Annotated in this window: 22 protein-coding genes; 11 read left to right on the plus strand and 11 right to left on the minus strand. The window is 57.5% G+C overall.

What is annotated here, in order from left to right:
• The first annotated feature begins 61 nt into the window (after nt 1-61).
• From DLM_RS17765 to DLM_RS17800, 8 genes are all read left to right on the plus strand, one after another.
• Nucleotides 62-1,060 (plus strand): pilus assembly protein PilM, encoded by a 999-nt coding sequence (locus tag DLM_RS17765; protein ID WP_231959887.1) that lies wholly within the window; start codon nt 62-64, stop codon nt 1,058-1,060.
• Nucleotides 1,060-1,656 carry a PilN domain-containing protein gene (locus DLM_RS17770; RefSeq protein ID WP_089083578.1) on the plus strand — a complete coding sequence of 199 codons (597 nt, stop codon included), beginning with the start codon at nt 1,060-1,062 and terminating at the stop codon, nt 1,654-1,656. The genes DLM_RS17765 and DLM_RS17770 overlap by 1 nt, the downstream gene beginning before the upstream one ends.
• Complete coding sequence (locus DLM_RS17775) at nt 1,653-2,276, plus strand: type 4a pilus biogenesis protein PilO (protein WP_089083579.1); 624 nt, start codon at nt 1,653-1,655, stop codon at nt 2,274-2,276. The genes DLM_RS17770 and DLM_RS17775 overlap by 4 nt, the downstream gene beginning before the upstream one ends.
• 10 nt (nt 2,277-2,286) lie before the next feature.
• A complete protein-coding gene (locus DLM_RS17780) occupies nt 2,287-2,808 on the plus strand; it encodes a pilus assembly protein PilP (protein WP_089083580.1) in 522 nt (173 codons plus the stop codon).
• Entirely contained in the window at nt 2,808-4,928 is a 2,121-nt protein-coding gene (gene pilQ / locus DLM_RS17785; RefSeq protein WP_089083581.1) for a type IV pilus secretin PilQ, read from the plus strand. Before DLM_RS17780 ends, pilQ begins: the two co-directional genes overlap by 1 nt.
• 66 nt (nt 4,929-4,994) lie before the next feature.
• The gene (aroK, locus tag DLM_RS17790; protein ID WP_045847771.1) at nt 4,995-5,537 is read left to right on the plus strand and encodes a shikimate kinase AroK; all 543 of its coding nucleotides are present in this window, start codon (nt 4,995-4,997) and stop codon (nt 5,535-5,537) included.
• A gap of 3 nt (nt 5,538-5,540) precedes the next feature.
• Nucleotides 5,541-6,641, plus strand: coding sequence for a 3-dehydroquinate synthase (gene aroB / locus DLM_RS17795; RefSeq protein WP_089083582.1), 1,101 nt, complete (start codon nt 5,541-5,543; stop codon nt 6,639-6,641).
• Nucleotides 6,642-6,769: 128 nt separating this feature from the next.
• Nucleotides 6,770-7,153, plus strand: coding sequence for a FimV family protein (locus tag DLM_RS17800; protein WP_231959888.1), 384 nt, complete (start codon nt 6,770-6,772; stop codon nt 7,151-7,153).
• A 73-nt stretch (nt 7,154-7,226) separates the two neighbouring features.
• Here DLM_RS17800 and msbA read toward each other — a convergent pair whose 3' ends face one another.
• The 10 genes from msbA to cysG are packed head-to-tail and all read right to left on the minus strand — an operon-like array spanning nt 7,227 to nt 18,810.
• On the minus strand, nt 7,227-8,996 hold the full coding sequence (msbA, locus tag DLM_RS17805) for a lipid A export permease/ATP-binding protein MsbA (protein WP_089083583.1): 1,770 nt from the start codon (nt 8,994-8,996) through the stop codon (nt 7,227-7,229).
• Entirely contained in the window at nt 8,993-10,054 is a 1,062-nt protein-coding gene (locus DLM_RS17810; protein WP_145985884.1) for a glycosyltransferase family 9 protein, read from the minus strand. The genes msbA and DLM_RS17810 overlap by 4 nt, the downstream gene beginning before the upstream one ends.
• Nucleotides 10,044-11,411 carry an O-antigen ligase family protein gene (locus DLM_RS17815; protein WP_089083585.1) on the minus strand — a complete coding sequence of 456 codons (1,368 nt, stop codon included), beginning with the start codon at nt 11,409-11,411 and terminating at the stop codon, nt 10,044-10,046. Before DLM_RS17815 ends, DLM_RS17810 begins: the two co-directional genes overlap by 11 nt.
• Nucleotides 11,412-11,424: 13 nt before the next feature.
• The gene (locus DLM_RS17820) at nt 11,425-12,546 is read right to left on the minus strand and encodes a glycosyltransferase family 9 protein (protein WP_089083586.1); all 1,122 of its coding nucleotides are present in this window, start codon (nt 12,544-12,546) and stop codon (nt 11,425-11,427) included.
• The gene (gene rfaQ / locus DLM_RS17825) at nt 12,543-13,634 is read right to left on the minus strand and encodes a putative lipopolysaccharide heptosyltransferase III (RefSeq protein ID WP_231959889.1); all 1,092 of its coding nucleotides are present in this window, start codon (nt 13,632-13,634) and stop codon (nt 12,543-12,545) included. The genes DLM_RS17820 and rfaQ overlap by 4 nt, the downstream gene beginning before the upstream one ends.
• A gap of 52 nt (nt 13,635-13,686) precedes the next feature.
• Entirely contained in the window at nt 13,687-14,844 is a 1,158-nt protein-coding gene (locus DLM_RS17830) for a glycosyltransferase family 4 protein (RefSeq protein ID WP_231959890.1), read from the minus strand.
• Nucleotides 14,845-14,895: 51 nt separating this feature from the next.
• Entirely contained in the window at nt 14,896-16,635 is a 1,740-nt protein-coding gene (gene ptsP / locus DLM_RS17835; protein ID WP_089083588.1) for a phosphoenolpyruvate--protein phosphotransferase, read from the minus strand.
• A gap of 29 nt (nt 16,636-16,664) precedes the next feature.
• A complete protein-coding gene (locus DLM_RS17840; protein WP_089083589.1) occupies nt 16,665-16,934 on the minus strand; it encodes an HPr family phosphocarrier protein in 270 nt (89 codons plus the stop codon).
• Entirely contained in the window at nt 16,921-17,328 is a 408-nt protein-coding gene (locus DLM_RS17845; protein WP_089083590.1) for a PTS sugar transporter subunit IIA, read from the minus strand. The genes DLM_RS17840 and DLM_RS17845 overlap by 14 nt, the downstream gene beginning before the upstream one ends.
• Nucleotides 17,329-17,388: 60 nt before the next feature.
• Nucleotides 17,389-18,810 carry a siroheme synthase CysG gene (gene cysG / locus DLM_RS17850; RefSeq protein WP_089083591.1) on the minus strand — a complete coding sequence of 474 codons (1,422 nt, stop codon included), beginning with the start codon at nt 18,808-18,810 and terminating at the stop codon, nt 17,389-17,391.
• Nucleotides 18,811-19,002: 192 nt separating this feature from the next.
• On the opposite strand from cysG, the gene DLM_RS17855 reads away from it, so the two are divergent.
• Nucleotides 19,003-21,291 (plus strand): sensor domain-containing diguanylate cyclase, encoded by a 2,289-nt coding sequence (locus tag DLM_RS17855; protein WP_089083592.1) that lies wholly within the window; start codon nt 19,003-19,005, stop codon nt 21,289-21,291.
• A 79-nt stretch (nt 21,292-21,370) separates the two neighbouring features.
• Nucleotides 21,371-22,177: a DUF3025 domain-containing protein gene (locus tag DLM_RS17860; protein WP_231959891.1), complete on the plus strand. Its 807-nt coding sequence runs from the start codon at nt 21,371-21,373 to the stop codon at nt 22,175-22,177.
• On the opposite strand, the gene DLM_RS17865 is transcribed toward DLM_RS17860, so the two are convergent.
• Nucleotides 22,129-23,340 (minus strand): YihY family inner membrane protein, encoded by a 1,212-nt coding sequence (locus DLM_RS17865; RefSeq protein WP_089083594.1) that lies wholly within the window; start codon nt 23,338-23,340, stop codon nt 22,129-22,131. The two genes, DLM_RS17860 and DLM_RS17865, sit on opposite strands and share 49 nt — an antisense overlap.
• A gap of 203 nt (nt 23,341-23,543) precedes the next feature.
• Here DLM_RS17865 and wrbA point away from each other — a divergent pair, with 203 nt between their 5' ends.
• Nucleotides 23,544-24,158 carry an NAD(P)H:quinone oxidoreductase gene (wrbA, locus tag DLM_RS17870; RefSeq protein ID WP_089083679.1) on the plus strand — a complete coding sequence of 205 codons (615 nt, stop codon included), beginning with the start codon at nt 23,544-23,546 and terminating at the stop codon, nt 24,156-24,158.
• Nucleotides 24,159-24,238 lie beyond the last annotated feature (80 nt).

Genomic DNA, 24,238 nt, shown 5'->3' on the forward strand with positions numbered 1-24,238 from the left:
GGGGAAATCCAGGAATGTTCCACTGCTTGGTCTGGATATCAGCACCACTTCTATCAAGCTAGTGGAGCTGTCCAGATCTGGCAAGAATTACCAGATTGAGCGTTACGTCATCGAAAGCCTGCCCAAGGAGGCCGTTTCCGAAGGCAATCTGGTTGATATCGAAGGTATTGCCGAATCCTTGCGCAAAGCATGGAAACGTCTTGGCAGTCCGATCAAGAATGTTGCCATCGCCATTCCCACTGCAATGGCCATCTACAAGAAATTGCTGGTCCCGGTCAGCCAGTCGGAAGACATGGAAGGCATGATCGAATCCGAAGCGGACCAGATCATTCCCTTTCCACTGGACGAAGTGAACCTGGACTATCAGGTACTGGGGCCATCCAGCACCAGCCTGGATGATCTGGAAGTCCTGCTGTGCGCCGCACGCAAGGAAAAAGTGGAAGAACGCGTGGCCGTAGTGGAAATGGCCGGTCTGCGCGCCCAACTGGTGGATGTCGAGTCCTTTGCCATGATGACGGCCTTCGAGCAGATCCAGCAGCAATTGCCGGATCATGGCATGAACCAGACTTTTGCCCTGTTTGACATCGGTGCCAGCAAAATCCACTGTAATGTCATCCGTAACGGCCAGCAAATCTACTACCGCGAACAGATGTTCGGCGGCCTGCAACTGACCCGCGACATCCAGCGCCGCTACGGCATCAGCTTTGATGAAGCAGAAAACGGCAAGCGCAGCATGGCAATGCCGGATGGTTACGAATCCGAATTGCTGCATCCTTTTGTCGATTCGCTGGCACAGGAAATCCAGCGCGCGCTGCAGTTCTTCTATACCACCGTCAGCGTATCGCAATACCTGCGCGTGGATTACATCCTGCTGGGTGGCGGTTGCAGCATGCTGGCCGGCCTGGATGATGCCGTTGCCTCCCGCACCCAGATCAGCACCATGATTGCCAACCCGTTTACTGCCATGGTGCAGTCCAGCTCCATCCGCCTGAAGGAGCTGCTGCTGGATGCGCCGGCACTGCTGATTGCCTGCGGACTTGCCATGCGGAGGTTCGACTGATGATTCGCATCAACCTCCTGCCCCATCGCGAGCAGAAAAAAGCTGCTCACCGCCTGCGCTTCCAGTTATTGCTTGGCAGTGCCATTGGCGCGGCCTTGCTGGTCATCGGCCTGAGCTATTTCATTCTGGATGCACGCGCGTCAAGCCAAGAAGAGCGCAATCAGTTTCTCCAGGCAGAGATCAGCAAGCTTGACCAGCAAATCAAGGATATCGGCATGCTGAAGAAGCAGCGCGACGACCTGCTGGCACGCAAGCAACTGGTAGAACGCCTGCAACAAGGCCGTAACGATGCAGTACACATCTTCGACCAACTGGTCCGCCAGACGCCGGATGGCATTTACCTGAAGGCATTCAAGCAAAGTGGCAACACCTTCAGCTTCTCCGGCTACGGCCTGTCCGGTGCGCGTGTCTCCAACTACATGCGGACGCTGGCACAGTCCTCGGTCTTCAACGAGCCACAGTTGGTGGAAGTGAAAGCCGCCCTGATCAATAACCAGCGCGTGAGCGAATTCAGCCTTACCAGTACGTTCCGACAGCCTGCAGCCGCCGCCAGCGCACCCCATGGCCAGGTCGCACCGCAGGGAGCCAAACCATGACCCTAGACGAGTTTCGCAATCTTGACCCCAAGGACATGCCCAACTGGCCCTTGCCCGCTCAGTTGGTGGTACTGGTGTTCATGGCCGCAGTATTCCTGTTTCTGGGCTATTTCTTTGTCCTGAGCGACCAGATGGACAAGCTGGATGCGGCACACAAGCAAGAAGAGCAGCTCAAGCAAACCTTCATCGACAAGAAGCGCCAAGCCATCAACCTCGAAGCACTGCAGCAGCAGCTAAAGGAAATCCAACTATCCTTTGGCGCCCTGCTCAAGCAACTGCCTACCCGCTCGGACATGGATGCCCTGCTGACTGAAATCAACCAGGCCGGCATCGGTCGCGGTCTGCAATTTGAACTGTTCCGCCCCAATGGCGAAATAAAAACCGCCGAAATGGCAGAAGTCCCGATCGCCATCCGGCTGACAGGCAACTACAACGATCTGGCAGCCTTTGTCAGCGATGTGGCACAGCTCTCCCGCATTGTCACCATCGGCGATATCAGCCTGACACCAGGCCAGGGCAAGGATGCTGCCCGCATGACCATGGAAGCCACGGCCAAGACTTATCGCGCGCTGGAGCCGGAAGAGCGCATTGCTGCGGCACCACAGCCGCCCAAGAAGTGAGCGTGACGCCATGCTGAAAAAAACTCTCGCCACCTTGCTGTGTCCGCTGCTGCTCACTGCCTGCGGCAGCAGCAATACCGAAGACCTGCATGCCTGGATGCAACAGGCCAGCCAGGGACTGCGCGGGCAGATTGATCCGCTGCCACAGGCCCAGGCCTACCAGCCGTTCACCTACAATGCCTTCGACATTCCCGACCCTTTCAATCCGGTCAAACTGCAGATGGCCAAGAAGCAGAACGCAGCCAATGCGCCCGACTTCAAGCGCCCGCGTGAGCTGCTGGAAAACTACGATCTGGACAAGCTGAAGATGGTTGGGCTGCTCAAGCGCAACAATATCACCTACGCCTTGATCCGCACGCCGGAAAGCAGCATCTACCGTGTGCAGCCGGGTAATTTCATCGGCCCCAATTTCGGCCAGATCAAACGCATCAGCGATACCGAACTAGTACTTTCCGAGACCGTGGAAGATCTGAACGGAGAATGGGTACAGCGCGAAACCAGCATGTACCTGGATGAACAAGGGCAGAAATAATGAAAAAGCATTCAATCAAACTGTTGTCGGGGCTGGGTCTGTCCATTGCATTTTCCATTGCCCATGCAGCCTCCATCACCGCGATCGACGTAGCCCAGAGCGATGGCGATACCCAGTTGCTGCAAGTGACCTTTGATGGCCCGGCCATCAAACCTAACAGCTTCGCCATCGCCAATCCGGCCCGCGTTGCCTTCGACTTTGCCGGCACCCAGGTCAAGCTGCCGAAAAACGTTGTCGAACTGGGCAACCCCATCGTCAAATCTGCCGTGGCGGTGGAAGCCAATGGCCGCTCCCGCCTGGTGCTGAACCTGGCGCATAACGTGTCCTACAGCACCAGCATCGCCGGCAACAAACTGCTGGTACGCATCAACAACAGCATGACCTCGCCACAGCAGGCCGCCACCTCGCAGGAGCAGCCGTCCAACCTAGCTTCTGCCGCCAACCAGGCCAGTGCCCAGGCTGCGGTGGCCAGCACCCCGCTGGGCCTGGATTTCCGGCGTGGCCGTAGTGGCGAAGGGCGCGTGGAAATCATGCTGCCTTCCGACAGCACACCGGTTGATGTGCGCCGTGAAGGCAAGAACCTGGTGCTGGACGTGATGGATGCCAACCTGCCACGCTCGCTGGAAAAGCGCATGGATGTCAGCGACTTTGCCACCCCGGTAGACAAGGTGATTGCCAGCAATCAGGGCCGTAACAGCCGAATCGTGGTGCAGCCGCAGGGTGACTGGGAATTCTCCTCCTACCAGACCGAGCGCAAGCTGGTGGTGGAAGTACGCAAGGCCGTGGTGGAAAGTGCCAGCAAGAATGAGCTGAACAGCAAGCCGCAATACAAGGGCGACAAGCTGTCGCTCAACTTCCAGAACATCGAAGTACGCACCGTGCTGCAGGTGATTGCTGAATTCACCGGGCTGAATATCGTCACCAGCGACTCGGTCACCGGCAACATCACGCTGCGCCTGAAAGACGTGCCGTGGGATCAGGCGCTGGACCTGATTCTGCAAACCAAGGGCCTGGATCAACGCCGCAATGGCAACATCATCAATATTGCCCCGCGTGAAGAACTGCTCAGCCGTGACAAGCAGATTCTGGAAGGCAAGCAGCAACTGAACGCACTGGAACCGGTACGCTCGGAAACCTTTGTGCTGCGCTACCGCTCGGCGGAAGACTTCAAGAAGATTCTGGATGGCAGCAGTACCACCAGCGGTGCCAACAATACCGCCAATAACGGGTTACTCTCCTCACGTGGCAGTGCGCTGATCGACCCGAAAACCAATACCCTGATCATCAATGACACCCAAACCGTCATCGACAAGATCCGCGATCTGGTCACCAAGACCGACATTCCAGTGAAGCAGGTGCTGATCGAGGCACGCATCGTCGAAGCCACCGATGACTGGAGCAAGAGCCTGGGGGTCAAGCTCAACGTGGCACGTAGCAGTGGCGGTACCAGTATTGGTGGCACACTGAGTGATGCCACCACCAGCTTCAATATCGCCAAAGGCACATCTACCGGATCGATTCCACTGAGCTCCGGAGTGAATCTAGGCCTGTCCGGTACCTATAACTCCATCGGTGCCGTATTTGGTGCCGGCTCCCGTGCAGCCATCGGCCTGGAACTGGATGCCATGGAAACCGCCGACAAGGGCAAGATTCTGGCCAGTCCGCGCATCATGACCGCCGACCGGGTTGAAGCCAGTATCGAACAGGGTACGGAAATTCCGTATCAGGAAGCCAGCTCCAGCGGTGCGACATCCGTGTCGTTCAAAAAGGCCAACCTCAGCCTGAAAGTCACGCCGCAAATCACGCCGGATAACCGTGTGCTGATGGAAATCCAGATCAACAAGGACAGCGTCAGCAGCACCCTGTTTGTCAACAGCACCCCGGCCATCGACACCAAGGTGGTGAAAACCCAGGTGATGGTGGAAAACGGCGGCACCGTGGTGATTGGCGGTATTTACCAGCAAACACTGGATACCACGATCAACAAGGTACCGCTGCTGGGTGATATCCCCTTCCTGGGCGCGCTGTTCCGCAGCAAGGTGGACAAGAACAACCGCACCGAACTGCTGGTATTCATCACGCCGAAGGTGGTTGAGGACTTGAACCTGCAAAATCGTTAAACACTGGGCATCTGCGCGCATTTTGTCTTCTGCCTGCGCAGACAGACCCAGTCAGCATCAGCTACAATGCCTGCCATGGAGAACATGGCAGGCAATTTTTTTCTTGTCGGGCTGATGGGTGCCGGCAAGACCACCGTTGGCAGGGCACTGGCACGCAAGACCGGCAAGACCTTCTACGACTCGGATCATGAAATCGAGGCGCGCACTGGCGTTCGCGTTGCCACCATTTTCGAGATAGAAGGCGAACTGCGCTTTCGTGACCGCGAAAGCAGCGTGATTGCCGATCTGGCAAAAATGAACAATATCGTGCTCGCCACCGGTGGTGGTGCAGTACTGCGTCCGGAAAACCGGGCCGAGCTGTCAAGACACGGCGTGGTGATCTACCTGCGCGCCTCCATTGACGACCTGCTGGCGCGTACCATGCACGACAAGAACCGCCCACTGCTGCAAACCGCCGACCCGCGTGCCAAACTGCAAAGCCTGCTCGAGCAGCGCGACCCCCTGTACCGCGAAGTCGCCGACATCGTGGTTGATACCTCGCAACAGAACGTCAACCTGCTGGTCAGCCGCCTGCTCGACCAGCTGCATAACATTCCAGCCAAGACCTGACGCATGATTACGCTAGACCTGACCCTGCCGGATACCCGCTACCCCATTCACATTGGCCACGGACTGCTTGATCAGGTTGAACTGATCCTGCCGCACCTGCCCATCCCCCAGGTTGCCATCGTCACCAACGACGTTGTTGCCCCGCTCTACCTGGAGCGCCTGACCAGACAATTGGAAAGCCACGGCGTGCATTGCATTCCGGTCATCCTGCCCGATGGCGAGGCACACAAGAACTGGCAGACGCTGAATCTGATCTTCGACGCCCTGCTGGGTGCCAATGCCGAGCGCAAGACCACGCTGATTGCACTAGGTGGCGGCGTCATCGGCGACATGACCGGCTTTGCTGCCGCCTGTTACCAGCGCGGCGCCCCCTTCATCCAGATTCCCACCACCTTGCTGGCACAAGTGGACTCCTCGGTAGGCGGCAAGACCGCCATCAACCACCCGCTGGGCAAAAATATGATCGGTGCTTTCTACCAGCCCAAGCTGGTACTGGCCGACATGGACCTGCTGGCCACCCTGCCCGAGCGGGAACTGTCGGCAGGCATTGCCGAGGTCATCAAGTATGGCCTGCTGGGCGATGCCGACTTTCTGGCCTGGCTGGAAGCCAATATGGACAAACTGCGCGCACGCGATCCCGCAGCCCTGCAATACGCCGTGCGTCGTTCCTGCGAAATGAAAGCAGAAATTGTCGGCCAGGATGAAAAGGAACAAGGCGTACGTGCCTTGCTCAACCTGGGTCATACCTTTGGCCACGCGATTGAGGCCGGCCTCGGTTATGGCCATTGGCTGCACGGTGAAGCCGTAGGGGCTGGCATGGTGCTGGCGGCTGCCGCGTCCCAGGCACTGGGCTGGCTGTCGGCAGAGGATGTACAGCGGGTGGTGACACTGATAGACGCTGCCGGACTACCGGTGCGCAGCCCCGACTTTGGGGTGGACGAATGGATGCGTCACATGGGCCATGACAAGAAAGTGGAAAGCGGCGTCATCCGCTTTATCCTGCTCAAACAACTGGGCCAGGCAGTCATCCAGCCCGGTCTGCCACCGGCTCTGCTCGACACCCTGTTCAGCGGCCCGCATATCGACGCCACCATCCCGCACTGAGCACACCGCCCCGCAAATCCTGAAACCACGGTGCCATTAAGGATTTTTACGGATTGCGGGGATGTTCGGCTACCCGAATAATCGACTGCATAATTCAAGCAGAGAGAGAATCTCGGAGGGAAGCCAAGGTGGATGCAATAACCGCATTACTGGCCAGTTTCGGCCTGATGAGTAGCTACTACATTTCCCGCCAGTTGTGGCGCAAGGCAACCTACAAGAAGCCACGGGCCCGGGGGATCGACCCGGTGGGCGAGGCCGAGGTGTTTCTGGCTTACGGTCGCAGCAGCGATGCAGTGCGGGTACTGAAAGAGGCAATGAAAGACGAGCCACAGAATCTTTCCATCAAGGTGACGCTGCTGCGTGCCTACTCCTCCGCAGGTAACTGCAAAGCCTACTGCCGTCTGGCGCGCGATGTGCAGGCTCAGGTCAAGGACCAGCCGGTATGGCGCACCATTCAGGAAAATGGCCGTCTGCTGGCACCGCAAGATCCGCTGTTTGCCGCCAAAGCCTGAGGCCAGGCTTCTTCCCGACATAAACAGGCTGCCCGCGGGCAGCCTGTTTTACTTGGCCAACAGACCGTAATACTCAGCCGGCATCGGCCTCCGGCTCACGGAATTGCAGACTGTGCAGGCGGGCATACAAGCCATCCAGTTGCATCAGTTGTTGATGGCTGCCCTGCTCCGCCACCCTGCCCTGATGCATCACGATGATGCGATCCGCATTCTCGATGGTGGACAGCCGATGGGCAATCACGATGGTGGTACGGTTCTTCATCAGGTTTTCCAGCGCAGCCTGAACCAGGCGCTCGGATTGGGTATCCAGTGCCGACGTCGCCTCATCCAGAATCAGCAGCGGTGCGTTCTTCAACAGTGCGCGGGCAATGGCCAGCCGCTGGCGCTGGCCACCAGACAGGCGGACACCATTTTCGCCGATCTGGGTGTCCAGCCCGTCGGGCATGGCCTCGATGAACTCCAGCGCATTGGCCGCGCGCGCCGCCTCGATAATCTGTGCGCGACTGATCTGCGGGCCGGCCCCATAGGCAATATTGGCGGCCACGGTATCATTGAACAGCACGACATCCTGACTCACCATGGCGATATGCTGGCGCAAATCAGCCAGTACGATATCGTCCAGTGGTATGCCATCCAGCGTGATACGCCCTGACAACGGTTCGTAAAAACGAGGGATCAGGCTGACCAGCGTGGTTTTACCACTGCCGGAAGACCCCACCAACGCCACGGTCTCGCCGGAATTCACCTCCAGGCTTACCTGCTGCAATACCACGCGCTCGGCATTGGGGTAGCGGAAGCTGACGTCCTCAAAGCGCAACTGACCGCGCGTTGCAGGCAGGCGTTGCGTGCCATGATCCGGTTCGCCCGGCTCATCCAGGAAATTGAATACGCTTTCCGCAGCCGCCAGGCCACGCTGCATGGCCTGGGAAATGCCGGTAATGCGCTTGACCGGCGCAAACAGCAACATCATCGCGGTCAGGAAAGACATGAAATCACCGGCGGTGAATGCACCGTGCTGTGCCCGCATGGCCGCAAAATACAGAATTGCCGCCAGCGCGCAGGCAATCATCAGCTGGGTTACCCCGGTATTGGCCGAACTGGCAGCACTCTGTTTTACCCCATTGCGGCGGATGGCCTGGGCCGCCGTATTGAAACGGGCTTCCTCATACGGCTCGCCGCCGTAAACCTTGATCACTTTCTGGCAATCCACGCCTTCGCCCAGAATCTGGGTGAGATCGGCCATGTGCTGCTGGTTCTCGAGTGCCAGACCGCGCAGACGCCTGGCCACCATACGCATGCACACAGTCACCACCGGCATCACCACCAGGCAAATCAGGGTCAGTTGCCAGTCGATATACAGCAGCCAGGCCAACAGGCTGATCGCGGTCACTCCATCCTTTACCGTCACGGTAATCACGTTGAAACCGGCTTCGGTCACCTGGTTCACATCAAAGGAGATCCGCGATACCAGGCGGCCAGACTGATTATCGGCATAGTACTGCACCGGCAGACGCAGCATTCTGGCAAACATCTGCTGCCGCAGGGTCTGAACCAGATGTCCGGCCAGCCAACTGGAGGTGTATTCGTTGATGAAACTGGTGATGCCACGCACCAGGAATACCCCGACGATGGCCATCGGCACCCAGACAATGGCTTGGGGGTCCTTGTTGACAAAACCACCGTCGATCAGCGGCTTCATCAACCGGGCAAACGCCGGTTCGGTCAAAGCGGCAATGGTCATGGAGACCAGCGACAGGGCGAAGACCTTCCAGTACTGCCAGATATAACGAATCAGACGACGATAAGTTACCCAGCCAAGATTCTCGCTGCCATTTTTATTCATGCAGAAATTTCCGTAGACACTTGGTCGGCATCCTGCTCCATCAATTGCCGATAAGCAGAGAGCAGGTCTATGACCGATAGATCGACAACATTTCTGCTCACGGGCTGCAACGCTTTGTATGGCACACCCCATGGGTGCCATTTGGCTACATCGCTATCACCGAACATGCAGACAATAGGCTTACCCAGGCCAGCAGCTACATGCATGGCACCACCATCACTGCAGATCAGAACATCTAGTAATGACAAACCACTCATCAATTCATCCAGTTGATGAGTAGGCAACGGAGTAAGCGGCAAACCAGCACAGCCTTCCAAAATCATGGCTGCTTTTTCATCATCTCCAGGATGAAAAGGATTATCTGCACTACCTGGTGACCAAAATAGCATAAGATGAACAGCACTATCTTTGGCAATGGCGTGTGCCAACTCAATGAAACGTTGAGCCGGCCACTGCTGACTAGGTTTGCGCGCACTGATATGCAAGCCAATCAGTTTTTTTCCAGCAATATCTACCAATTTCCCACGTAATGCTTCGGTCAGATCTGCATCTGCTACCAGAGAAAGGGGGGGCGTTGGTACAACCTCTCCCGTCAACGGCTGCATCAGTGTCATCAGCATCTCAGCCTCATGCATGACTTGTGCGGGACTGGACACAGGTAAATTGATCTGGCTGGAAAGCGGATTTCCCGGTTCGCTAAAGCCAAGGATATAGCGGGCACCAATCTGTCTAGCCCAACGCAATGGCCTGGGCATGCATCCCCCGTTCGCAAGCACGGCAACATCATAATGGGTACTACGCATCCTCAGTAGTAATAGTAAGCGTTTCCAGTAAACCTCCAATACGCTTTCACCTTTTTCACGATGTTTCGCCTTGGTATAAACATAAAGGTTATCGACATCTGGATGGCCAACAAGAAGCGGGGCATTATAGCTATTTACCAGCAAATCCAGTCTAGCTTCTGGAAAGCGCTTCCTCAAAGCATGAATCAATGGTGTTGTACAAACCAAATCACCAATATTATCCCGACGGATGACCAGAATTTTTTCAGGATTCAATCGAGTCCCTTTCCAGAGAAAAAACAAGCATTACGCAAAGCAAAAACATAAACTGCTCCAGCATATGATCGCGGATATTACTATCCACCAAGCTACGACCAAAAAAACCAGTCACAACAAACGCCAATAGCAATCCTTGCGGGGAATGATTTTTAAAAAAAGCCAACAAACCCTGCCGAAAACAAACCCACAACAGAGCAATAAAAATAATTAAACCAGGAATACCGTTTGCAATGGTAAAATCTAATATTCCACTATGAGAATGCGCTGTATCAACCAAATCTGGGTGGATTTTTTTCAGTGCCAATCCGAATGCGCTTCGATTATAACCTACGCCAATGGGCTCACGTGCGATTTGTAGCAGGGCCTCTTTTGCCCAAGCAATACGCTCATAATTCGACCCACTAACGGGGCTCCCGTCTGCGAGCAAGGGATACTGACGATGAATCCACTCCTGATGTCCCTGTGTATCCCAAGCAATTGGAACTGTTTCTAGTAGCGATCCCCAGCGAGGGTCAGATTTATAAGAGAACCAACCTAAAGTGACGACACCTGACAAAACCAACAAGACCAGACCTGCAACCAGTATATTATTAGTAGTTTTTCGCTTAACAAACCAGAAGAGTAAGGAGCAGGAAACTAGCAATGCCAAGGTACCGATCATGCCATTCCTGGTTTGCAAAGTGTAGGAAGCAAAAATACAAACAAGCCCTACAAATACAAAGAAAATATCAGAAAAAAGCATATAGCGCCGCTTGAATAAAACTCGACCCATCAACTCTGCTGCTGAAAATGCCAGTAACAAATTAACAACATAGGTCAGAACAGTCCTGCTTTCCAGAATTTTTGTTTCCCCAAATGGAATTCTCCCCACAGTTATCCACTGGTATAACATATCTACATCATGGAGCATAACTTGTGAAAAAATCGCCAACATAAGCACCGTCAATACTGATGAGGGGGAAAGACGCAGGCGGCGACTAGCCGACAAGGAGGCCAACAGAAAACCCATAGCACCAGCTAGTGCACTACGTATCCATTGCCCCCATATCTCATGAAAGCTCACAACACGATTATCAGAAAATAAAAAAGCACACAAAACAATCCACAACGTGAGTACGCAATATATTTTCAAAGGTAAAACTGGGAAAAATCGACGCCATCCCCTATTACACAAAACAGGCCATGCCAATGGCACGCAAATAAGAAAATCAAAAACCAAAAGGCTATTACGCAATCCTGTGAGGTTCGGCATTGACCATACAAACATCAATGAGGCCGCCACCATAACAAGGATAAGTTCCAGATACAGTGGAACACGCCGTACAGTACCCATTGAGTCGAATATCTTGTTCATTAAATTAATTCTCTTAAGGCAGTAACTGAACTAACGCTTGCAACACCATAGATGGCTGCACGGCTGCCATACACTGTGGCTTATGGCACTGGTCTGGCTTATCACCCACAGTACGGTGACAGCGCAGGGCCCATGATACTTGGCGATGATGCATATCACGCTGAATACGGCAAGGAAACCATGCTGCACCTACACCCACACAAGGAATGGCGGAAAAGAAATTGCTGCGACCAAACAAGATTTCACTGCCAGGGCCAAATAGCATCAACAATGGAACACCTGCCGTCTTGGCTAGATGGGCAACGCCGGTATCGGGGCAGATGCAGGCTTGCGCTCCATGTAAAAGAGCTCGTAATTGAACCAAGTTGAGACAACCGGCCATCACAATGTCCTGAGCCGGGGGATCAATCGCACCAATCAGCTGCTCTTCTCCTGGACCACAGGACCACACAATACAGCGCCCCTGCATACGCAAACCAGCAGCTAGGTCTTGCCAATTGGTAGTTGGCCAATACCGGGTAGCCGAACTGGCACCCACATGAAGCACGACATAGGGTTGAGCAATGGACACCGGGTTGATCACTTCAACTGGCCAATCTGCCAAATCAAATGCTTTGGGTTCAGGTCCAGCAACCAACCTTGCTGCTGTGTCTGTCCATGACTCAGGCTGATCGCTATACGCCACCGCCTCATCAACCAACCAGTTTTTATATGCTGGTGCCTCGGCAGCAAAGCCAATGATCCAGCGTGCGCCAATGGCACGCGCCAGAAAGGACAAACGGTTCTCTCCACTGAGAAAGACCAGATCGAAGCGTGGCATCGCGAATAACTTGCGTACAGAGGCAAAGTCCCGTGGATGCCAGCCGACTGCAGTAATGCCGTAAGGCCGACTCTGATATAGCCCAACCTGCCCCGGCGGGCAGGCCAGTGTAATCTCTGCCACGGGATAACGCTCTCGCAATTTGGCCAGCAGGCTGGTAGCCATTAAGGCGTCACCCAACAGGAACTGATGCAGGACCAAAATTCGCTGCACAGTTTGCTCGGAGGGACGCCGCCGCAACCACTGCCAAGGTAAACGGCACATCAGCGCGGCAAAAATCAGCAAGCGTCCGGGCAGTCGTCGCTGCTTTTTCATACAGACTCCTCCAGGACGCCATCAACTGCAGCAATCACCTCCTCCAGCCTAATTTGCTGTAAACACTCACTCAGCCAACCGCCACCACAACCCGCATTACCACACGGACGGCAGGACATCTTGGCTGCCACCACCCGGTGCGGTACCTGCCACGGCCCCCATTCGATGTCACCAGACGGGCCAAACAAGGCCACACAGGGCGTTTTCATCGCCGAGGCAATGTGCATGGGCACCGAATCCACGCCGATGTACAGACGGGCGTTGTCGATGGCGGCTGCGAGTTCCTTCAGGGTCAACTGACCGGCCAGGCTGGCAGCCGGCTGCGTCAGCCGCGACTGGATGTCGGCCAGCATGGCCATTTCATCCGGGCTGGGCGCAGCGGTCAGCAGTACACGCTGGCCACGCTGCTGCAGGGTGTTGATCAGCGCAGCCATGTTTTCCACCGTCCAGCTCTTGAACAACCAGCGCGAGGTAGGGTGTACCAGAATGTACTGCCCGGCCTGCAAGCCCTGCTGTTCCAGTTTGGCGGCCAGCGTGGCTTCGGCATTGTGGCCGGCCACCAGCGTCAGTTGTCGCTGATTTTCAGCCGGATAGACCCCGATACGCCGCAAAGCATCCAGATGGATTTCAATAGTATGGCGGCGGTTGCCCGGCACTTGCAGATAGCGGTGAGTAAAGCTGTTGCGAAACAGTTTGCCGTAGCGGCCATCCGGCCCTACCGACCAGCGTGGCGACAGCAGACGCGTCAGCCATGCCCCGCGCTTGTGTTCGGTCAGGGTGATCACCAGATCGTAGCGACGCTGGCGTAAGGCAGACAGCAAATGCAACTCTGCCTTGAGTTGGCCGATGGGACCCAGTTTTTTCCAGTTGCGATCTATGGTGTGCAGTTGGCTGATGGCCGGATGCAGGCTGAGCATTTCCTGGGTATCGCGGTACACCAAGGCATCGACCTCCAACTGCGGGGCCTGCTGTTTGAGCACGGAAAAAACCGGAGACGTCAGCAGCACATCCCCATGGTGACGCAATTTGATGACCAAGACGCGTCGTACCTGGGTCAGATCGATGGAGTCTTTTAGCATTTCACTCATGCGGTAAGAAAATCATTCGCTTGCGCCTTGCGACAAGGCAATCAGGCACGGTTCAAGACGTATGCACGGCAAGGAGTTTTTCATATTTTTGCAACATAACATCGGTCATGGCGGGCAGGGTCAGCCCCTCCACTGCCTGACGAGCCTGCTGGCACCAGGAAGCCCAGTCCTGTTGATGTTGAAGCCAATATGCCACTCCATCATGCCACCCCTGCTGATCATCCACAGCAGCGACCCAGCCATTACGCCCATTAGTCAGCAGTTCGGCACTGCCACAGGTGGTTGTGGTAAATACCGGAAGCCCTGCGGCCATTGCTTCAACACACACATTGGGGAAGGGATCATACAGTGTCGGTAATATAAAGGCATCCGCCATCCCATAAAATGGCTTTACTTCTCGCTGTGCCCCGGTAAAACGCACTCGTCTCTGCATCCCCAGGCGTTCGGCCAGAACGTGATAACGAGCGGCATGCTTATCACCACCAACCACAACCAGATAAATATCGGGGAATTGCTGCAGCACCTGTAATGCTCTAGCCACGCCTTTACGCTCAAAACCGGAGCCAACATACAACATGACAGGCGAAGCCGCCGGAATGTCATACTGTGCTCTCATGATGGCACGATATTGCTGCTGCAATTGCGGATGAAACTGCGCTGTGTCGACGCCATTATAAACGACGGCGAAACGCTGATCGGGCAAGCCGAAATAGTGTTGTACTTCTTGTTTCACCATGTGCGAGTTACACACCACCAAACGTAAATCTGGGTGCTGAAACATGGCTTTTTCAGCATATTGAACATAGTGGTGATACGGATTGAGCAGTAGCGACAAGCGCCCAAACCAGCCCAAATGCCGACGACGCAGTTGCAGCCAATGCCGATGTACGCCATCGCCGGCCCGGAAGATGTGGCAGCCTGGAATGCGCTCATGCGACTGCACTAAATCAAAACCTTCCTGCTGCCAACGCCGCCGCGCTGACCACGCGAAGCCCCAGTCACGCCACAGGTTACCCAAATAGAAAGGGTTGACCCGACATTCGGCAATGCCCTCCAGTTTTTCCCAATTGCGCGCAATGAGGGAAACGCTTAACGCATGCTGCTGGGTCAGCGCATGCAGGGCACGGCTGATGAAACGCTCGGCACCGCCAGCGGGGTTATATTTTTGACGAACAATGGCAAGACGTTTCATCCGGGATAGGGCTTCCATTCACACTGAACAGCAGATCAGGCAGCAATGCGGCCAAAAATAAAAGCCGGATCAGGCATCCGGCTCGGTATTCAGCAGTTGCAAAAGATCGGCGATTTTATCAGGGTCTTCGGATCGAAGCATGCGCCCTGCGATGGGGGCGATATCGTCCAGGTGGGTATTGAGTACCATGCGCTTCACCGCCAACAGGCTGGCCGGGTGCATGGAGAACTTGCGCAAGCCCATGCCCAGCAGCAGCCGGGTAAGGCGCGGGTCGCCCGCCATCTCGCCGCACACCGATACCGGCACCCCACCCTTGATGCCGGTGCGGATGGTATGCAGGATGAGCTTGAGCACCGCCGGATGTACCGGGTCGTACAGATGGCTGACCGAATCGTCGTTACGGTCGATGGCCAGGGTGTACTGGATCAGGTCGTTGGTGCCGATGGACAGGAAGTCGACATATTTGATGAAACTGCCCACCACCAGCGCGGCGGACGGGATTTCAATCATCGCGCCCACTTCCACCTTTTCATCGAATGGCAGACCTTCTTCATGCAATTCCTGCTTGGCGTAATCCAGTTGGGCAATCGACTGTTTGAGTTCGCCCAGCGAATTGAGCATGGGGAACAGGATTTTCACCTTGCCGTAGTGTGAGGCACGCAACAGCGCCCGTAACTGGGCACGGAACATCAGCGGTTCGGCCAGACACAGGCGGATGCCGGTAAGGCCCAGTGCCGGGTTATCCGCCACGTCGTGATTCAGCCACTTGGGATTCTTGTCGGCCCCCAGGTCCATGGTGCGGATGGTGACCGGCAGGCCTTTCATGTCTTCGGCCACCTTGCGGTAGGCCTCGAACTGCTCGTTTTCGGTGGGCAGGGTATCCCGGCCCAGGAACAGGAATTCGCTGCGGAACAAGCCCACACCAGCGGCACCGGAGCCCTTCACCACCTCCACATCCTGCGGCAGCTCGATATTGGCCAGCAGTTCGATCACCGTGCCATCTTTGGTTTTGGCATCGGACTTACGGATGGAGGACAGCTTGCGCTTGGCATCACGCCAGGCACGCTGGCGGCGGCGGTATTCGCTCAGCACCAGTTCGTCCGGGTTGATGATCAGCACGCCTTGCTGGCCATCGACAATGATCTGCTCTTCCTCGCGGATCAGCTCACGCGCATGGTGCAGGGCGATGACGGAGGGCAGGTCGAGGCTGCGTCCCAGAATAGCGGTGTGCGAGGTGGCTCCGCCTACATCGGTGACGAAGGCGGCAAAATTGGAATCCTTGAAATACACCATGTCGGCCGGCGACAGGTCGTGCGCCACCAGAATGGTATCGTCCAGCAAATCGCCAGGCGCGGGCAATTGCGGGGCGTGGCCATCCAGGTTCTTGAAAATGCGCTCCACCACCTGCAGCACGTCGTTCTTGCGTTCGCGCAGGTAGTCTTCCTCGATGGCGTCAAACTGCTCCACCAGCAGGTCACATTGCAGCTTCAATGCCCATTCGGCGTTGCAGCGCTGTTTTTCGATGATTTCACGCGGCTCGCGCGAGATGGTGATATCCCCCAGCAGCATGATGTGCAGCGACAGGAAGGCACCCAGCTCGGCCGGCGCATTTTCCGGAATGCTGCCCCACAGCATTTCCAGCTCCTTGCGGGTGGCGCGCACTGCCTCATCAAAGCGCGCCATCTCCGCCGGGATTTCTGCATCTTCCAGGCCGTAGTGCGCCACATCGTCCATACTGCGGGAGATAAGATGGGCCCGGCCAATGGCGATGCCGCCACCAATGGCTACACCATGCAGGGTGATATTCATCGTCCCATCCCCTCCTCAAGCGGGCTGATTCATTCAGCCTCGTCAAACCTGTTGTTGATCAATGCCACCAGCGCGTCCAGCGCTTCCTGTTCATCCGGGCCATCCACGTCCAGCTCGACGGTGGAACCCTTGGCCGCTGCCAGCATCATCACGCCCATGATGCTCTTGCCGTTTACCCGGCGGCCATTGCGGGCAATGCCCACATCGCTCTTGAAGCGGCTGGCCAGCTGGGTGAATTTACTCGAAGCGCGAGCATGCAGGCCAAGTTTATTAATAATTTGTATTTCAACGCGCAGCATTACCGTCCCCTGGAAGAATATAAAGTACGCCCTCCAGCCCGCCGGTAATGGCCTTGCTGACCACGATTTCCAGCGGCTGGCTGCTGTAACTGAGCGCACGCACCAGCATGGGCAGACTGACCCCGGCAACGGCTTCCACCTTGCCTGGATCAATCAGCCGGCTGGCAATATTGGATGGCGTGCCGCCATACATATCAGTCAACACCACCACGCCTTCGCCCTGTTCCAGACGGGCCACCAGCGCTGCGGCTTCGACCAGTTTCTGATCCGGGTCCTCGGTTTTCTCTACCGCCAGCGTGGCGATATTGTCCGGATCCCGTCCTAATACGTGCCGGGCGCAGTCGAGTAGACAGGCACCCAGATTGCCATGAGATATGACTAGTACACCAACCATGCCTGCGTCTTCTTGTCCGTAACGATTATCGGCACACGGTGCGCTGCGGCGAACCGTGCTTCATTTCTGCTGCAAATCCGGCATTGTAGCAGGCCCGTTTTCCACCCGCCGGAACCAGGCCAGCTTGTCTGCCAGCGAAACAACACTGCCCACTATGATAAGCGCAGGCGAGGCAACGCCATAGGACGATATCAGCGTCGGCAGTGTCTGCAGCGTTCCGCTCAGCGTGCGCTGGCGCGGAGTGGTTGCCCATTCGATCACGGCAGCCGGGGTATCAGCCGGTTTGCCATGAGCGATGAAGGCAGCACACAACTCGGCGGCCATGGTCAGGCCCATGTAAACCACCACGGTCTGGTCTGGACGGGTCAGCGCTGGCCAGTCCAGATCGATGCTGCCGTCTTTCTTGTGGCCGGTGACAAATGTCACCGACTGGGCATGATCGCGGTGGGTCAAGGGTATACCGGCATAGCTGGCAGCGCCATTTGCAGAGGTAATGCCCGGTACGACTTCAAAGGGAATATTGTGCTCGGCCAGGGTTTCGATTTCCTCGCCGCCGCGGCCAAAGGTGAAGGGATCACCGCCCTTCAGCCGCAACACCCGTTTGCCCGACTTTGCCAGGCGCACCATCAACTGGTTGATGTCCTCTTGCGGCAGGGTGTGATTGGCACGCGCCTTGCCCACATAAATACGCTCGGCATCGCGCCGCACCAGTTCCAGCAGCTCCGGAGCCACCAGTTTGTCATGCAGCACCACGTCGGCCTGCTGCATCAGGCGCAAGGCACGGAAAGTCAGCAGATCAGGATTGCCCGGGCCGGCACCCACCAGATACACCGCCCCGCTGGGACTGTCTTCGGCGCTGGCCAGGCGCTTTTCCATTTCCTCGCAGGCAACCGCCTCGCGACCGTTCATCACCGCTTCGGCAACCGGTCCTTCCAATACTGATTCCCAGAAGGTGCGGCGTGCTTCGACATCGGCAAAGCGGGCTTTCACCCGCTCGCGGAAACGGGCAGAAAATGCTGCCAGCAGGCCAAAACCGGCCGGAATGATGCTTTCCAGCCGGGCACGGACCAAGCGCGCCAGTACCGGAACGCTGCCACCGGAGGAAACTGCAATCACCAGCGGCGAGCGGTCGATGATGGCCGGGGTGATATAGGTGGAGATTTCCGGGTCGTCCACCACATTGACCGGGATATTGTGCTGCTGCGCCACCTGTGAAACCTGTTGGTTGACCACGCGCTGGTCGGTGGCGGCAATCACCAGCCGCATGCCGCTGACCATGTCATCGGTAAACAAACCCGCCCGCCACTGCAGTTCGCCACGCTGTGCCATCATGGCCAGCTCTTCAGTCACTTCGGGAGCAACCACGGTCAGGCGCGCACCGGCTGCCTTCAGCAGGCGTACCTTGCGCAGGGCAACGTCTCCGCCGCCGACCACCAGGCAGTCGGCATCCTGCAGCTTGAGAAAAATCGGAAAGTAGTCCATGCATCACTCCACAACAATCGCCACAGCATACTTTATTTGTTGCATAAAAACGACGAAAACGGCGCATGCCGTCTGATTTTCGTCATCGCAACTTTCATACTAAATGCCATGATGAAAGGAAGCCCTTCGCAACAAACAGAGAGGGCAAATCACGGAAGCGGTGGGTGAACATTGAATAATTCCAGATCAGCGATGGCCCTGGCTGTCGCAGCAAGCGGTGCCGCCCTGCTGCCTGCCGCTGGCGTGACATTGGCGGCAGCTGAGGGGTATGGGCATGCCCCGTGGGACTGGCCGCTGGCCGGGATGGTGTTCCTGGCGATAGGCATCTGGCTGGGTAGTCTCTGGCAGCGTCAGCGCCAGTCACGGCTGCGCATTGATACCCTGCGTTTTCATGTGCAACACTCCACCGATGCGCTGCTGGCGCTGGATGCACATGGCCGGGTTCAGGCTGCAGGACAGGGCTGTGCCACCCTGTTGGGCCGGCAGCCGCACAGCCTGGATGACAGCGGACTGCCTGCCGCACTGTGCCAGCAACTGCGGCAGCAAACCGCATTGCTGTCGCCGCCTTATTTCCTTGACTGGCAAGACCGGGCACAAGGGCCATTGCGCTTGGGCGTGCAGCAGTTGGTGCTGCCGGCGGATACCCTGCCCGCGCACTGGCGGGTGCTGCTGCTGCATGCCACCGACTGCATTACCCCGGCAGCCACGCTGACGCCCGCCATGGTCACGGCGCTGGAGAGTGCGCGCATTGGACTGTGCGAGTTCGATCTGGAGCAGGCCAGGGTGATCTGCAGTCCCGGCGCACTGCACACCTTGCTGGGCCTGCCGCCCGAGCAGGACACCATCAGTCTGGATACATGGCAGCAACGGGTGCATCCGGAAGACCGCCAGTTGCTGGAAAACATGCTGCAGAACCTCAGTGCCGACACGGCTGCCGGACAGGATCTGGAGTACCGCATGCAACATGCCGACCAGCACTGGGAATGGCTGGAGCAGATCTTTCAGATTGTCGATCCGCTTACCCGCCCACGCCATGTGCAGGCCTTCAGCCAGGTAATCACCCCGCGCAAGCTGGCCGAGGCCGCCATGCGCCGGCGCGAGCTGGAGTTCCGCACCCTGGTGGAAAACTCCAGTGACATCATTGCCCGTTACGATCTGGAACTGCGCTGCCAGTTCATCAACCGCAGTGTCAGTCGCTATTCGGCGATGATTCGGGACGAACATATCGGCAAAACCATTCATGAAAAGGGGTGGCCGGAGGCGGTGGCAAAACAGTTCGAGCAGGAGTGCCATCACCTGATCAACAGCGGCGAACCACGTTGTTTTGAAATGGATGTGCTGTCGCACAACCGGCGCTACATTTTTGAAACCCGCCTGTTTCCCGAATTCGACAGCAACGGCAGGCTGACCAGCATTCTGTCGGTAGACCGTGAAATTACCGACAGCCGGCAGGCTAACCGCCTGCTGAGCGAAGAAAATGCGGTGATGGAGATGATTGCCGCCAATCAGCCGCTGGAGGACATTCTGGGCCAGATCTGTACCATGATCGAATCCCAGCTCACCGGCGGACGCTGTTCGGTGATGCTGCTGACCGAAGACCGCCAGCACCTGCATGTCGCCTCTGGCCGCAAGCTGCCAGCCGAATACATTGCCATCATCGAAGGGATTGCCATCGGGCCGGAAGTGGGCTCCTGTGGCACCGCAGCTTATTTCAAGCGCACCATCATCGTTGATGACATGGAAAACAGCCCGCTGTGGCAGCCTTATCTGGAGCTGATCCGCCCCTTCGGCCTGCGTGCCTGCTGGTCCACCCCGCTGTTCAGCAGCCAGCGCGAACTACTAGGCACCTTTGCCATTTACTACAATGAGCCGCGTACGCCGAATCCGGACGAGATGCGCCTGGTCCATCGCAGCTCGCACATCACCGCCATTGCCCTGCAGCGCGACCAGCACGAGAAAAAGCTGTTTCAGCTGGCCACCATGGACGAACTGACCCGCCTGGACAACCGCCGCCATTTCCTGCAACAGGCCGCACGCGAACTCAAGCGCAGCCAGCGTAGCGGTCATGGCATGGCGGTATTGATGATGGATCTGGACCACTTCAAGAACATCAACGATGCCCATGGCCATGCGACAGGCGATCAGGTCATCAGCCATTTTGCCCAGTTGTGCCGCCAGATGCTGCGCACAAGCGATCTGGCAGGCCGGCTGGGCGGTGAGGAATTTGCCGTCTTGCTGCCGGATACCGACAGCCCGCATGCACTGACCGTGGCCGAGCGACTACGCATGGCCGTCAACGACAGCGTGGTGGACGTCAATGGCCAGCCGATTCGCTACACGGTCAGCATTGGCCTGTCCTTGCTGCGCGACAGCGACCAGCATGTGGACGACCTGCTAAAACGCGCAGACAAACTGCTGTACCAGGCCAAACACCAGGGGCGTAACCAGGTCTGTCACGACCTGACAGGCAAGACGGACTGAGTGCTGCTGACGCAGGCCGGACTATCCCACCGCACCGGGCAGGTTCTAAGATACGCCTTTTTCCGCAATGGCCGCTGCCGTGAACCACTGGCGTACCGATTACCTCACCCATCCGCTATACCAGCCGCTGGTCGGCTTGGCCGACCTGCTGCCACTGGCCAACTGGCCGACACAGCAGGATTACGACCAGCTATTGCAACTGGCTCGTACACACGCCCCCCTGCCGGCAAGCCTGCGCTTCTGCTGCGATCTGCAAGCCGATAGCTACTATGAAATGCACATCGGCCGCACAGGTGAAATCCCCACCCGCAGCGGCAACTGGCATGACTGGTTCAATGCGCTGGCCTGGCTGGCCTGGCCGCTAAGCAAGGCGGCGCTGAATGCGCGTCATGTGCGGGCCATTGCCGCGGGTGAGATAAAGCGCGGGCCGCGCCGCGATGCCGCCACCTTGCTGGATGAATGCGGGGTGATTGTGGCCTGCTCCCGCCCGGAACTGGGCCAGGCGCTGGACGACATGCAGTGGCAGACGCTGTTTGTTGAGGAGCGGGCCGCCTGGGGACGGCAGATCAGCGTACATACGCTGGGACACGCCATCTTCGAAGTTGGCCTGCAGCCGCATATCGGCTGGTGCGGCAAGGCCTTGCTGCTACCCGTGGCGGATGATTTTTTCAATGCCAGCCCAAGGCAGCAATGCCAGCAACTGGATGCGCTGCTGGCCACGCGGCTGGCCGATGACAACTGGCTGAGCAGTCCGCGCCAGCTATGGCCGCTGCCGCTGCTGGGCATTCCCGGCTGGTGGCCGGACAATGAACAAGCGGCTTTCTACCGAAATACCGACTACTTCCGCCCCAGCCGGCGGGCAAAGTCATCCAGCGATACCGCCTGAAGCCGCTCGGTGACGCTGCCGAGCAAGGCTTCAATGCCCTGGCCGACATCATCGTCATTGGCCAGATCTGCCCGGTACACAAATAGCTGGAACAAATCGGACAGCTGCACCGTGGAGAGCTTGCGCATCAACACCCAGCCATCGCGCTGGCCTTTTTGCACATAGCCATGCTGTGCCAGCTTGTCCAATACCAGGCCCAGCTCGTCGTAGCCGATCTTCACCTGCTGGCGCAGTTGTACCGGCGTCAGGCTGCAGCCTTGCGCCTGGGCCGCATCCAGCATCAGCAACACCTCCACCGCGTCCAGAAAGCGCCGCCGCGGCTCAAAGCGCCGCCGCCAGGCTCCGCCTTCCCAGTAAGACAGGGAGGCGGTGAATACCGCCCCGGCCAACACCACCATCCACAGGCAGTACACCCACAGCAGAAAAATCGGAATACTGGCAAACGCCCCATACACCAGTTGGTAGCTGGCCACCTGGCCGATGTAATAGCCGAAGCCGAGCTTGGTCAGCTCCAGCAGCACCGCCGTAATCATCGCCCCCAGCACCGCGTGGCGGATGGGGACAAAGCGGTTGGGCACAATGCGGTACAACAGCGACAGCACGATGCCGGTCAGCAAAATGGTGCCGCCGGCCCCCAGCGTGCTGGCCAGCAGCGGCATGGTCTTTTCAAAGCGGCTGAACTTGAGCAGCCAGCGCCAGGACAGCAGGCCACCGCCCAGCACCAGCGGACCGAGCGTCAGCACCGTCCAGTACACCATGCTCTGCTGCAGCCAGGGACGGCCACGGCGCACACTCCAGATGGCATTGAAAGTGCGCTCGATGGTGGACATCAGCATCAGCGCCGTCACGCCCAGCATCACGATGCCGGCCGCGGTCAGTTTTTCCGCATTGTCGGCAAACTGGCGCATGTAGACGGAAATCACCTTGCCGGCGAATTCCGGCACCAGGGTGGACAGCAGCATCACCTTGAAACGGGTGCTGTAATCGGCAAACACCGGAAAGGCGGAAATCACCGTCAGCGCAATGGTGAACAGCGGCACCAGCGCCAACAGGGTGGTAAAGGTCAGGCTGCCGGCTACCTGCATCACGCGATGGCTGCCCATGCGTCTGACCAGGAAACCGACAAAGCCCGCTTGGGTAGCGTATCTGTGCAGCAGTTTCATGAGGCGCAAGGTAATGCAGCCACCCGCAACTGGCAAGCAACAGTGGCCGCGATTGCGCAGTGCCGAGCGGCTGCCGCAGGCAAAAACCCTGCTGGCGTCATGTTTTGCACACGGTCTTCATACAAATTAACGATTGGAAACTGGTATCATGCAGCCTGTTATCGAAGTCATCGGCTGACGATGACATATCACTGGACATTGCCGTGCAAGACATTCTTGTTCTCTATTACAGCCAGCATGGTGCCACTGCCGAACTAGCCCGCCTGATTGCCCGTGGCATCGAAAGCGTGCCGGGCTGCCAGGCACGGCTGCGTACCGTGCCCAAGGTATCCACCGTGTGCGAAGCCAGCGCCCCCGCCATCCCGGCCAGCGGCGCACCCTATGTGGAAAAAAGCGATCTGGCCGAGTGCATCGGCCTGGCACTGGGCAGCCCCACCCGCTTTGGCAATATGGCGGCGGCCATGAAGTACTTCATCGACAGCACCAGCGGTGAATGGATGGCAGGTGCGCTGGCCGGCAAACCCGGCTGCGTGTTTACCAGTTCCTCCTCCATGCACGGCGGGCAAGAATCCACCTTGCTGAGCATGATGCTGCCGCTCTTGCACCACGGCATGCTGATTATCGGCCTGCCTTACGCCGAGCCGCCGCTGGCCGCCACCCAGAGCGGCGGCACGCCTTACGGCGTCAGCCATGTGGCTGGCGTGCAGAACGACCGGGCGCTGTCCGAAGACGAGCGCAAGCTGGCGCTGGCCCAGGGCAAACGCCTGGCCGAAGCGGCGTTGCGACTGCAGCAGACACTGCCAGCCCAACACGGCTAGGCACTGCGCCAGACAGCCAGGCTGTCTGTTGACACCGACCGGTTGCACCAGCTTGCATCGCCAGCCGGTTTTCCCTTGTT

The organism is Aquitalea magnusonii (genome assembly GCF_002217795.2).
Classification (GTDB): domain Bacteria; phylum Pseudomonadota; class Gammaproteobacteria; order Burkholderiales; family Chromobacteriaceae; genus Aquitalea; species Aquitalea magnusonii_B.

Excerpts from the sequence above, each read along its gene's own strand:
- DLM_RS17770 (WP_089083578.1), top strand. The coding sequence starts at position 1,060 with ATGATTCGCATCAACCTCCTGCCCCATCGCGAGCAGAAAAAAGCTGCT.
- DLM_RS17775 (WP_089083579.1), top strand. The coding sequence starts at position 1,653 with ATGACCCTAGACGAGTTTCGCAATCTTGACCCCAAGGACATGCCCAAC.
- DLM_RS17780 (WP_089083580.1), top strand. The coding sequence starts at position 2,287 with ATGCTGAAAAAAACTCTCGCCACCTTGCTGTGTCCGCTGCTGCTCACT.
- pilQ (WP_089083581.1), top strand. The coding sequence starts at position 2,808 with ATGAAAAAGCATTCAATCAAACTGTTGTCGGGGCTGGGTCTGTCCATT.
- aroK (WP_045847771.1), top strand. The coding sequence starts at position 4,995 with ATGCCTGCCATGGAGAACATGGCAGGCAATTTTTTTCTTGTCGGGCTG.
- aroB (WP_089083582.1), top strand. The coding sequence starts at position 5,541 with ATGATTACGCTAGACCTGACCCTGCCGGATACCCGCTACCCCATTCAC.
- msbA (WP_089083583.1), bottom strand. The coding sequence starts at position 8,996 with ATGAATAAAAATGGCAGCGAGAATCTTGGCTGGGTAACTTATCGTCGT.
- DLM_RS17815 (WP_089083585.1), bottom strand. The coding sequence starts at position 11,411 with ATGAACAAGATATTCGACTCAATGGGTACTGTACGGCGTGTTCCACTG.
- DLM_RS17820 (WP_089083586.1), bottom strand. The coding sequence starts at position 12,546 with ATGAAAAAGCAGCGACGACTGCCCGGACGCTTGCTGATTTTTGCCGCG.
- rfaQ (WP_231959889.1), bottom strand. The coding sequence starts at position 13,634 with ATGAGTGAAATGCTAAAAGACTCCATCGATCTGACCCAGGTACGACGC.
- DLM_RS17830 (WP_231959890.1), bottom strand. The coding sequence starts at position 14,844 with ATGGAAGCCCTATCCCGGATGAAACGTCTTGCCATTGTTCGTCAAAAA.
- ptsP (WP_089083588.1), bottom strand. The coding sequence starts at position 16,635 with ATGAATATCACCCTGCATGGTGTAGCCATTGGTGGCGGCATCGCCATT.
- DLM_RS17840 (WP_089083589.1), bottom strand. The coding sequence starts at position 16,934 with ATGCTGCGCGTTGAAATACAAATTATTAATAAACTTGGCCTGCATGCT.
- DLM_RS17845 (WP_089083590.1), bottom strand. The coding sequence starts at position 17,328 with ATGGTTGGTGTACTAGTCATATCTCATGGCAATCTGGGTGCCTGTCTA.
- cysG (WP_089083591.1), bottom strand. The coding sequence starts at position 18,810 with ATGGACTACTTTCCGATTTTTCTCAAGCTGCAGGATGCCGACTGCCTG.
- DLM_RS17855 (WP_089083592.1), top strand. The coding sequence starts at position 19,003 with ATGGCCCTGGCTGTCGCAGCAAGCGGTGCCGCCCTGCTGCCTGCCGCT.
- DLM_RS17865 (WP_089083594.1), bottom strand. The coding sequence starts at position 23,340 with ATGAAACTGCTGCACAGATACGCTACCCAAGCGGGCTTTGTCGGTTTC.